Below are 12,038 nucleotides of genomic sequence, written 5' to 3' on the forward strand. Positions count from 1 at the left end.
CTGAAAAAATCCTTGATTCAAACCGATCGCGCTTCTTTTACCCCAGATAAACGTGCCGGGAAAAAGCGCGATCGCGTGTATTATTGTAGCCAGTTTCACAGTGTGGTGGGGGCGGGTTTATCAAGATTATCTGTGGGTGGCATAATCGATCGGGCGGGCACGGGGGCACCGCCCCTACAAATTAGATTTAACTCAGCTAAACCTGAAATAGCTGCCACTCAAGCTCAAATTTGACCCTCCTTGCAAAATCCCAATTAATTCATTTTGAGCCGCCTTGCGGTAAATTGCCGTACCAGTTTGGTTAGCCTGCGAGAAAGGAACTAGCAAGTAATCATCGGCTTTCCCGTGCAATTGGATACTATCTTCACTGGCATTAAAGTCAGTAATCAGCGCGTAATCGTTATCCAGATTATCGTAGTAAGTGTTATTGACATCTCCCAAAACGAAAATATCGCTACCACCTCCGCCAGTTAAGGTGTCAATTTCCTCAATGCCGGGGTTAATAGCATTGATGTCAACTCCGGTGAGGATATCGTTACCACTTTCACCTGTCAGTAAATCCTTACCAAGTCCACCCATGAGGGTATCATTTCCATCTCCACCTATTAGGATATCTTGCCCTTTCTCACCGTCTAAATAGTCATCATTTTGATTCCCAGATAACACATCTTGACCTGAATTGCCAAAGATTTTATCATTTCCTTGTTGACCGGAAATCGTGTCATCTGCTTGGGTTCCATTGATAATATCATCTTGAACCGTGCCTTGCAAACCATTATTCGGGTTAGCAAAACCAAAACCTCGACTACCAAAAACGGCATAACTCTTGCCGGGAGAATTTTGAAATAAACTGCCAGGTGCGCCAACGATTATATCGTCGATGCCGTCGCCGTTGATATCTCCCCCACCGCTGACAGCAGTGCCAACTAAACCATCGGTTTCTACTCCATTTAAAACTAAGGCATTCTTACCGTTAGCTTCTGCTAAGCTGAAGTTAGCTGAAAATTCCTTTTTGCCAAAAACAATAAAGGTTTTGCCTGCATTGTTTTTGCTGTTAGAGTTAGCGCTGGAGGCTCCGATTAATAAGTCGTCAAAGCCATCTTTGTTGATATCTCCGGCATAGCTAACGGCATTTCCTGCTGAGCCTTCAGCATCGAAACCGGAAATTGTAAAGCCGTTATTGCCATTCAATTCAGCGGGGTTGACAATGACAGGAAATGCTTCTTTTTTACCAAAAACTACATAGGTTTTGCCTGCGTTAATTCGATCGCCCACTGTCGCACCGGGAGCGCCAATTACGATGTCTTTATTGCCGTCACCGTTAATATCTCCTGTAGCGGTGAGAGCGATTCCAGAACGTTCTTGAGGAGTGAGGCCGGCGATGACAAATCCGGTAGTTCCATTTAATTCTGGGACGTTGACGCTGCCAGTAAATCCTCCTGGTTGACCGAATATAACGTAGGTTTTGCCTGCATTAATCCCGCCGCTGGTGTTGCCGCCATCTGCACCAATTACGAGGTCGGGAATGCCGTCGCCGTTGATATCGCCACTGCTGGCAGTACCGCTAGAATTGCCGTCGATGCCGTTAATAACAAAGCCGTTATTGTTGTTAATTTCAGCTAGGTTGAAGTTAGGAGAAAAACCTGTGGTGCGGCCGTAGATGACGTAGCTTTTACCTGGTGTGCCACCAAGGGGGCCGGGTGCGCTGATGAGTATGTCGTCAATGCGATCGCCATTAATATCGCTAATCCCAGTGGCAAAGAGGCCGGCGTAGTCAAAGGTGTTGGTTCCTGTCACGGCAAAACCATTATTCCCGTTCAAATTAGCCAGGTTGAAGTTAGCAGGAAATCCTTGGTTTGTGCCGAAGACAATGTAAGTTTTTCCGGCATTGTTTTGACCGTTGACAGTGGCACCGAAGGCACCAATAATAAAGTCTTTGATGCCGTCGCCGTTGATATCGCCGGCACTGCTAACTGTTCCGCCGCTGAAACCTTCGGCATCGGTGCCGTTGAGGGTGAAACCATTTTGACCGTTGAGTTGGGAAAGATTGACGCTGGCGGGAAATTTTTGAGTGCCAAAGATGACTTGACTTTTGCCTGCGGCGTTGACATTATTGGGGTCGGCACCGAATGATCCGACTATGATATCGTCAATTTTGTCGCCGTTGATATCTCCGGTTTTGCTAACAGCAACTCCTGAGAAGTTACCTGCTTCTGTGCCGTTGAGGACGAAGCCGTTATTGCCGGAAAGGTTGTCAAGTTTGAGGCTGTTGATGTTGATATTAACGGTGGCGGCTTGTATTTGTTGGCCGTCTGTTAGGAGGTAGTTCAATTTATCGGTGCCGGTGAAGTCTAGGGGTGGGGTGTAGGTGAGTTTGTCGTCGGTTTTATCGTTGGGGGTGTTGTTGTTGTCGAGGGTGATGATGCCGCCGGCAACTGATTTTGTGTTGAATTCTTTGATGGAGAGGGGGTCTTTGGCGGTGGTATCGTTGGCTAGGATATCGATTTTTGTGGCTGTGTTGACGGTGGTGGTGGAAAAGTCGCTGTTGGCGGTGAATGGGGAGGCGATCGCCCTTTTTTAAAGCGATCGCATTTGTACATCAGACAAATCTAAATGACTTTAATGTTATTCAGCACTTTAAGCCGATATTGGTACATTCTGCCAGCTAATATTACTCTTTTGATCCTTGGGAGGGAAGAGATCAAAAGGGCTTTTGCCAGCTTTCAGGGGATCGTAACTATAGGCAAGCTGACGATTAACATAAAGTTCATATGCAGGGAATCCATCATGTCTGGCATTTATCCTAAATTCTGGTTTTTTGCCTTCTTTTTGTCGGACGAAAACCTCCATGTTTGCACTGATTTTAGGGGCAAAACCTTGAGGAAACAGCGCGATACCCCCACTCACTTTTAGTGTGGTTTTAACTGTATCCGATGGCAGGCGCTCAACTGAAATATTGTTATTTTCCTCTGTGGGTTCTAATTTCTTTTCACCCAACAAAGGTTTGTCCTTTTCCTCTGGATTAAGCTGCCACCACCAAAAGGGTTTCCCCGGAACTTGGGAGCCTTGGAACGGAAGATATCCCTTTGTTTCCCCAAAATCGGGCTTATCCTTACGTACAATTGGTTCTTTTTTAGGGTCGGCAGTTACAACCACTTGCTGAAAGCTTTTATAAGTTCCATCATAGGAAAAACTGCGATCATTTCCATTAAAAATTGGAGACAAGTAAAGTAGTAAGCCGGGAACTCCAAGTGGAATTTTTGTTAAAATTTCAGGCACTAATGAAACAGCCTCACTTGGAATGAAAGTCTTGAACCTGATTTCAACATCTTCGTAATCAGTCTTATCTTCTTCACGAATCTCATCTACTACTACTTGAGAGTCGAGTATTCCATCAGCAACATTAGCAACACCAATGTCCACTTGTATAGTATCACCATCCTTACTGACGGGTAAAGTTACCTCACGAAATTCAGTTGCACCATTGGCATCAAAAGCTGCCCGGCCAAGTCCATTCATTGTGTTACCGTCTGTTTCCAAACCACCACCCTTTAAACTACGGAGCGAAACACTGTAATAATCGTTGTATTGACTTCCAAAATACCCACCGGGCACCTCACTGGTGATAAATCGATAACGCAAAGTTACATTCTCCGTTCCAGGCTTGGTTGTAAAAGTTCGTGAAATTGATTTTTCACCTTGACCAGATGTACCTAATACTAAATCTATTCCTGTACTTGAGTCTTCCTTAATATCTTGCTCAGAGTTAGTGTCAGATGTCTGACTTGTGGTACGATTCAATGAGGAAACTATTGAGGCTTGTTCTTTGGGTGTTACCTCAATATTCCGTTGGTTAGTCTCAAAGCTTGATGCGTTTAAATTGCTACTTTGGAGGCCTGGTGTTATCATCAATGCCTGCGATCGTTGCTGAACAGAACCTACAGGTTTCTCATTTTGAAGCAGACTTACTGGTGCATTTCCTATATTCCAACCGTCTTTACCCAGGCTCAAATCATTGTTATTAATTAGACTTGGTGCATCAAATCCCTTTAGTGTTAAAACCACTGCTCCAGCATTGCCAGTTGCAGCAGCGGAGGCAAAGCGACCCTCGCTACCTAGAGCATCTAAGACGATTGTCCGATTTGGGAGATTTGGGAAGCTAACTCGACCATCGCCAGAAGTCTTTGCTTCTGCTAAAACGTCCTGGTTATCACCAAGCTTTGCTTTCACAATCGTGTCACTAACTGGCTGACCATTCTTATCACGGATGGTAACATTAAGTGTTCGACTCCCAGCCCACAAAGTCGCATCTGTCAGTAGACGAAGGCTTTGGTTATCCTTGACGTAGATATCTATGTCATTACGACCCTCTGTAAGCCCAGATGGAATTGAGATAGAATTTTCTGAGATTTCAAGAGCGCTTTGTGGTATTAATTCCTGATTTTTAAAGACAAGGAAATTAACTGGATTTGTGGAAAATGAACCATCTGAAACATTGAACTTAATGCTACTGTTAACTGGGTTTACGGTTGTCTCAGATACACCAGAAAGGCTTATTTGCGCCTTACTTGAGAAGTCGCCTAATGGGAGTGCTGACAGGTTCAGCTTGTAGTTTGTATCGCCTTTAAACTGCCCAACTACAAGCAAGTAAGTACCTGAATTTAGAAGGATGTCAATTCTCTCTGGATTGCTTCCCTCCGCTTCCGAGAAAGCTATAATTTCATCTCCATCAATCATACCGTTGCTATTGCGATCTTGAAATAATACTACATCAGCATTAGCGGTCATTTCATTGAGACCTAGTTGGAAATAGGTGCTAGGAGCATTAACACTGAAGCGGTAGATGTTCGCGGGTTTAGAATTCCCTACAGAGTCGCTGAAGGTTTGGGTTTGATTGAGGATACCCAAGTCGCGCGTTCCGCTAAAGTTGTTATTGAATAGTGCATCAGCAGAGACGAACCGACCATTAAGTTGTGTAGCCGAAACGCCTGCAACTCGTCCTAAAATCCCTCCTGAAGTTTGATTCTTAATTAAAGTCGCTCCCTCAAAGGATTCCAGAGCTATCTGAGCTTCAGTTAGTCCCCCTGTTAAACCAATCCGATCCAAACCATTACCGAAATCCGTTATTAAATCAGCAGTGACAGCCGTTACCCCTACGTCTTCTCTCAGGACAAATAGATCATCGCCTGCACCTCCAGTTAAGGTATCTTGACCGAGGTTGCCAACTAAGGTATCGTTGTCATTAATTCCTGTCAGCAGGTAATTAACTTGACCTCCAATCAAAAGGTCGTTACCTGTGTCTCCAAAAAGTAAGTCATTACCTGCGTTGCCCAGGATCAAGTCATCTTCTTTTCCGCCACGAATACTATCGTCACCTTCATCCCCGAATAGGATATCAGAACCTTGATTTCCATTAACGCGGTCAGCATCTGTAGAACCTATCACAGTATCACTGCCTTCAAAAGCAAGTAATCCCCCAGAATGATTAACAAGCAAGCCGGGAGTTATCTGAAAATATCCAGGGGTGTTGTTTAAAAGATATAAAGAGCCATCAGGACTAGGGCCTACCATATTCTATCTCCTCAAAAAAACTAATTGTTGCCAAAAATACAAAAGGCCGGAGAAGGGCCGATCGCACATAATGCGATATCACCACTTCCCCAGCCCACCGCTGAGCCTCTCGTCAGTCTCGAACTAGGTTTTGTGTTTATTTAGATGATTCAAACTTTAATGCTGGCAGCGCTCTCAGCCTTGCAGCACAGATGCACTTTTGCTTTATGCACCTTAAATTGATAAGGTACACCATCTTAGTCTATTTGTCAACATCCTACAGGGATAAATAACACAACGTAATTAAACGTAAAACCCTCGCATTGTTAAATACCCGACTGCTTTAAGCAGTCGGGTATCTGAACATTCTGTTTTTGTGAGGTGACTCTCTATCTCATTACCCAAGTCACTTAGCCCGATTGTGAAATAGCTCGATCGCACCTACTTCCTCGAACTCCACTTACCAACTTCTTCATCGTCAATAAAGAACTTATAATAAGTCGAACCCTTGACAATTACCCGAATCACATTGCTCTTTTCCCTTTCACTTTCAATTGTCACCTTCCCAAACCCAGTTTCTTGCCAAGTTTCCTCCAGAATCTTCTCAACCTGGTCAAAAACTTGTTTAACAGTATGTCTTTTAACGTTGTGCGATGATGACATATTTGGTTTCACCTTCTGATTAGATTTAGATTGACTACCATCGTTCCCTACTTCACAAGCCCATATCCTTCTTCATCCTCCTCAATCAAACTCATCAATTGTCCTCCCTCAATATTAGTCTCTATATATATTTCGGAAATGACCTATCTTTTTTACGCATAATTGCAGATTTTGTAACAATCATTTACACGATCGCCCTATCTCTCACTATCTATCCCAAAAACTTAATTGAGTTTTACACCCAAAAACCGGATTTCTTACCTAGATGCTGCATTTCAGCCTTCAACTAGAACCAAAAACTCCGGTTTCTGTAATATTTACACCTAATATTCCGATCCCCCTCGCATCCCAACCCCCCCCTGCCCCCCCCCAAGGGGGGATGCGGAAAGGGGGACTTTGAAAGCGCTCTTGTCCCCCCCTTACTAAGGGGGGATGCGGAAAGGGGGACTTTGAAAGCGCTCTTGTCCCCCCCTTACTAAGGGGGGATGCGGAAAGGGGGACTTTGAAAGCGCTCTTGTCCCCCCCTTACTAAGGGGGGTTAGGGGGGATCAAATTCTATGCAGCCTCACAAAAAATTGGTATCAACTAATTACTCTGCTTCACAATTTGTCCCTCATCGCCAATACTCAAACCAGCATTAGGAAAATCGCTTTTCGTCAGACTCCGAATCAACTTCACACTCCTAAAATCATCATCCACAGACGGAATACCCTGGCCATTAAGTGCGATCGGAATAATCTTACCAGATACAAAATCACCCTGCGGATTCATCTTCACATCCAAAATCAGAGATTTACCCAATTCTCCCACAGTTGACAAAGTACGATAGCCCATAAAATTGCCCAGCGAATAAGCAATCAATTTCCCCTTATACAGTTCCATCGCCCTCGCAACATGGGGCCCGTGTCCCAAAATCAAATCCGCACCCGCATCAATCATTGTTCGCGAAAACAAAACCATATTTCCCCGGTTTTCACCAGCAAAGAATTCAGTTCTATTTCGCACATTCAAAGCCCCCGTTCCTTCCGCACCGGCATGAACAGATATCACCACAATATCAGCCTTTTCCTTAGCTTTTTTGACAACTTCCGCCCCAGCCTTTAGTTCCAATAACGAATTGTGAACTTCGCCGTAGTTGCTAAAACCGATAAAAGCAAAATTCACACCTTTGACATTTTTATAGACAATTTGGTCTCTTTTCCCAACGGCTTTCATCCCATTGCTGTCAATGTTTTTAATCGTATCCTTAAATCCCTGCTCGTTAAAATCGTAGGAATGATTGTTGGCAATATTCAAAATATTAAAACCAGCATCTTTCAAGATTTTTGCATAACTCGGAGGTGTGCGAAAGGCAAACAACATACCTCCGCCGCCTCCTTTTGAGCTGTAAGGATGATCGGTCATCGTGCTTTCAAAATTGCCAAATAGAATATCAGATCCTTTCAAATGCGGTTTAACCGACTCAAATAAAAGCTCCTTTTTTTGAGGTAATTTGTTGTAGGGAAAATTAGTACCTGGGATAATATCCCCCACTGCTTTGATGCTGACAGTTGCGGGTGCTGTGACGGTTTTTTTGGCTGCTACGGGCGGTGTTTTTGGAGTGGGGATGGCTTGGGGAGTTGGTGATGGGGAGTTTATCGATCGCACTTCCGGTACCTCCGCCTGGGGTATTTCAGTCTCAGTAGCAGCGGTGCTTGGCGATTTGTAAAGTTGAGTAGCCAGAACAATCCCAGATATCGGCACTAAAATTAGACTCAAACCAGCCATGTAAAGCCAAGGTTTTTGATGCTTACTTTTGCTGCTGACAAGCTGTTGTTCTTGCGGTGGATTCTTTGGTTTTTCTGTTGTAAGTACAGATAGTTTTGGTGCTGTTTGCTCGCTGATTTGAGGATTTTTTGGTTTTTCAGTGGTAAGTACAGATGGTTTTGGTGCTGTTTGCTCGCTGATTTGAGGAGCAGCAATTTTGACATTTTGATTTGGTTCAACCTTTTGTAAAACCGCACTAATTCGAGCAGCCCCTGTAACTGCTGGTTGGGAGTTTAATGGTTTGGTTAATTCGAGATTCTGAGTCCAAGCTGGCCATTGTTCACCATTTTGTCGCCCGTAAATTGTCAGGGAGTAAAGGTGATTTGGTTGCAGTCTCTGCAAGCCTTTGACTGCGACTCGGATGCAAGCATCTTGGGCGGGTAATTTTTCACCTTCGAGCAACAGATGCAAGGTGTTGTTTTCGCGACTGGCTTTAGCTGTGACTCCAAAGCTTTGGAGTGCTTGAGAGATCAAAAATGCGATCGCCTTAGCATCGCCTTCTTTGGCTAAATTTACAATATCTTGTTGGCTCACAAATGCCTCTACTCTCACACTAAAAATTTAGGTTAATTTTATACCAAAATTACACCATATAGCAATCCTAAATCATTTGTGAATTTCTTACTCCCTCCCCTTAATAAGGGGAGGGTTGGGGTGGGGTAAAAAACTTTACGACTCCTGCAAGGACTGCTATATCAGTAAATAAATCAGTCCTGGACGCACGGGGGGTCAAAAACCCGGTTTCTGCGTCAATATCTCTCGGATAAAGCGACGATTTTTGAAAGAAACCGGTTTTTTGCGTCCAGGAATGTAAATATTAATCGATCGCCCAAACGCTGCCATCCGGCATGATTGTCCCACTCAAACAAACATCAGTCAAGTCCACACCTTCCAGATTAGCACCTTGCAAATCTGCACCACTCAAATTAGCCTTACTCAGAATAGCACATCTTAAATCTGCATTTTTCAACTGAGCCTCGCTCAAATCCGCACGGCTTAAATTAGCGTTAATTAACTTAACATTATTTAAAAAAGCCCCCACTAACTTGGCTTTTTTCAAACTAACACCGCTCAAATTAGCACCATTCAAATCAGCAATAATCAACCGGGCATCATCTAAATTAGCATTTTGCAAATCTGCACCAATCAACTTAGAACCAACTAAATTAGCTCGCTGCAAATTTACACCAACTAAATCCGATCCCGATAAATTTACACCCTGAAAATTTCTACCTCCCGCTGCATATCTACCCACCAAATCTCCCGCATCTGTAACACTAATATTTCTCTGATGGTGCTGATTCCAAGTAAAAGTAAAACTATCGCCACTCTGCATAACTCGCCACATTTCATCATACATTGGGTATGCACCAGTTCCACTTAATTTCAGCCAACCTTTTGACCTAGTTAAGGCTACAAATAATTGGTTTCGCAAACTCAAATTACTTTCATTTTTAGCAATGGAGTCAAAACCAACCAGATAAACCATATCAGCTTCATTTCCCTTAGCACGGTGAATTCGAGATACCGTGACTCCGCCTTCGCACCAAAAGCGATCGGGCTGAGAATTGGCTTTATTTACTTTCAAGAGATTGCAACTTGGGGTACTGGGAATGTAAATATCAATTCCTTGGTTAATTAAAAAATTAGCCGTATAAGTTTCAAGTTCCATAGCTTCAAAGCCCGTACCTAAAACAATCACTAAAATTTCCCTGGATGGTCTCAAACCGTCCACTTTGAGATTGTATAAAATATCTTCAGCTATGGCAGTTAATTCTTCTTGACGAGAACGGTAGGCTTCAAACTCTAAAACCGGATTTACCCACAATTTAGGCACTAAATTCGGAGAATTATCAGCAGGGCGGTAAATAGTAATTTTTTGAGCTAATTGATATTGATTATTTTTGACTATTTCTGTATTTATTTCCGATTCTCGATCGACAACTACCTCGTAGCCGATCGCCTTCCAATCTTCCACGCGAGTAATACCAGTCAGCATTCCCCCCCGTCGCAACAAACCCATACCAATTCCGTGAGCAGCAGTTAAAATTGGACCGGGAACGCGGTAACATTTTTGCATAATCTCAGTCTTTTTGATACCGTCGCTGTACTCGCCATTTACCAAATGCCCTAACTCTTCACCAAATAATTTGCTAGCGGTGGGAATCTCTAGACATTCCAAACTTTGTGCTTCATCATAAGCCCAAATTAAACGGCGCAAATCTTGACCCCCCCCAACCCCCCCTTGTAAAGGGGGGGAGAAATTCTCGAATGTTTTTAGCTGATTAGCACCCCCTTCTCGATCGGGGTAGGTTGGGGGAATATTTACTAGGCGTAGAGCTTGATAAGCCATCCAAAAAAATGGCTGTTTTCCTTGTATATTAAAATTTGCGGCAACCATTAAGTCTTGAGATTCATCAATTAGAATAGCATCAAAAATTTGGGGTATATTAGCAGATTTTAGCAAGTGGCGACAGACATAGGCTAAAGCTTGACTTGGTTCCTGAAAATCTGTGTCACCAACAGTCAAACGTCCCACTCCCGCAGCGCGACAAATTGTACTGTAAAGTCCGGGCCTGTCTTGTCCACCCCAAGCATGGAGCGGACGCAATTTTTGATTATTATTAGCATCGTAGCCAATTTCACCATTGCTAAAACGGCGCAGCCACTTATCTAACTGGGCGACAATCTGCTCGTACAAACTGCGAGAAAAAAAGACCAAGGCAATATCCCAATCTGGGTATTTTAAGTGCATCAGAGCTGCTTTTTGGCAGAGCACAACTGTTTTGCCAGAACCAGCAATTCCGCGAATTCGCTGCGGCCCAGGGGGAATCTGTTTGCCGATGCGTTCTTGTTGCAAATCTAGTTGGGAAAACTGCTGCTGTAAATTAGCTAAAACTGCTGCACGGGTTGTATAATTTGCAAGATGGGAAGAAATTAAATTTGCTGGTAGTGCTGGTTGTTGCTGATTGAAAAAAAATCGTCTTGGTCGTGGTTTAAAAATAGGAGTTCCGCCAATTACAGCTAGCAGTAACTGCCACTGTTCCCGGTTTAATTGGCTTCCTTTAAAAACACAAGCCGTATTTTTAATAAATTCTATTAGATGGGTAGTATGGGGAATAGATAATTGAGGATTTCCCGGTGAGGAAATGACAAAATTTTGGGCGGTTCCTGGTTTTTCGATTCCACCAATTATTGTTTGTCCTGAATTTCTGTGGAGGTGGTCGTGAAAAAGGATCGGCGGATTGCTCGGAAGCTTGTTAAACTCTTTATTATGCCACTGTTGCTGAGAAATTGATGGTAAGGCAACGATCGCCCGCCCGCTGACTTTGCCCCGCAAAGCTGTTTCGCGATCGCAGTAACCAAGCATGGCGTATAGTTGATGCTCTGCTTGCTGATAGGGGTTGCCCCCAGTAGTATAAAAATGTTGGAAATCCCATCTATGACCAGATATGGCGACAATTTGGTCGATCGCGATCGCTTTGACCTCAATGATAGTTAAACCCAGTTCAAAATCAGCAATTAGAATATCAGGCTCTTTGCGAAAGTTTCCACAGGAAGAAAAAATAGGATATCGCCAATAGGCAATGCAATCGCGATCGGCAAAAGCCTCACAAACGGCATCCCAAACCTTTTTTTCTGCCGTTTCTCCGGTTTTTCCTAGTGGCTCAGTCGCAATAAATTTTCGAGATTGTGCTGCTTTACTCACAAGAGTCTCAGTATCTGTTTACGATAATTAATTCAATGACTAAACCGGCAAGGAGGCATTTGTGTCAACTAAAGACAGACTTTTAAAGTGCGATCGAAAAAACAGCAAAAGTCTTGCATTCCCAATTTTTCTTTCCTTCTGTCTGCTGCCGAAAGCCTTGTGCCTTCCTTGAGGCAATCTCAAACCATTATTTTTTCATAATCTGGGGCTATTTCTGAATTAGTTGAGCCCATAGCAGCTAGGATCGAGCTAGCTCAAGGTTGCAGCTAAAGCCTGTCATGTGGCATTGCCTCTAAAAAACCCGGTTGAG

6 protein-coding genes and 1 pseudogene are annotated in these 12,038 nt (G+C 43.6%); 1 reads left to right on the top strand and 6 read right to left on the bottom strand.

What is annotated here, in order from left to right; all coding sequences use genetic code 11:
* Positions 1 to 12: 12 nt before the first annotated feature.
* Complete coding sequence (locus tag P2A85_RS26870; protein ID WP_377476444.1) at positions 13 to 234, top strand: hypothetical protein; 222 nt, start codon at positions 13 to 15, stop codon at positions 232 to 234.
* Here P2A85_RS26870 and P2A85_RS26875 read toward each other — a convergent pair.
* The 6 genes and pseudogenes from P2A85_RS26875 to P2A85_RS26900 form a co-directional block, all read right to left on the bottom strand.
* Positions 193 to 2,331 carry a hypothetical protein gene (locus tag P2A85_RS26875; RefSeq protein ID WP_377476447.1) on the bottom strand — a complete coding sequence of 713 codons (2,139 nt, stop codon included), beginning with the start codon at positions 2,329 to 2,331 and terminating at the stop codon, positions 193 to 195. The two genes, P2A85_RS26870 and P2A85_RS26875, sit on opposite strands and share 42 nt — an antisense overlap.
* 3 nt (positions 2,332 to 2,334) lie before the next feature.
* Positions 2,335 to 2,568: pseudogene (locus P2A85_RS26880) on the bottom strand (Ig-like domain-containing protein); the annotation flags it as partial.
* A 69-nt stretch (positions 2,569 to 2,637) separates the two neighbouring features.
* Positions 2,638 to 5,571 (bottom strand): hypothetical protein, encoded by a 2,934-nt coding sequence (locus P2A85_RS26885; RefSeq protein ID WP_377476449.1) that lies wholly within the window; start codon positions 5,569 to 5,571, stop codon positions 2,638 to 2,640.
* Positions 5,572 to 5,991: 420 nt separating this feature from the next.
* Positions 5,992 to 6,213, bottom strand: coding sequence for a hypothetical protein (locus tag P2A85_RS26890; RefSeq protein ID WP_377476451.1), 222 nt, complete (start codon positions 6,211 to 6,213; stop codon positions 5,992 to 5,994).
* A 585-nt stretch (positions 6,214 to 6,798) separates the two neighbouring features.
* A complete protein-coding gene (locus tag P2A85_RS26895; RefSeq protein WP_377476454.1) occupies positions 6,799 to 8,553 on the bottom strand; it encodes a CapA family protein in 1,755 nt (584 codons plus the stop codon).
* Positions 8,554 to 8,836: 283 nt separating this feature from the next.
* Positions 8,837 to 11,728: a pentapeptide repeat-containing protein gene (locus P2A85_RS26900; protein WP_377476457.1), complete on the bottom strand. Its 2,892-nt coding sequence runs from the start codon at positions 11,726 to 11,728 to the stop codon at positions 8,837 to 8,839.
* Positions 11,729 to 12,038: the final 310 nt, after the last annotated feature.

This window comes from Microcoleus anatoxicus, from assembly GCF_042465725.1.
In the GTDB taxonomy this organism is placed as follows: domain Bacteria; phylum Cyanobacteriota; class Cyanobacteriia; order Cyanobacteriales; family Microcoleaceae; genus Microcoleus; species Microcoleus anatoxicus.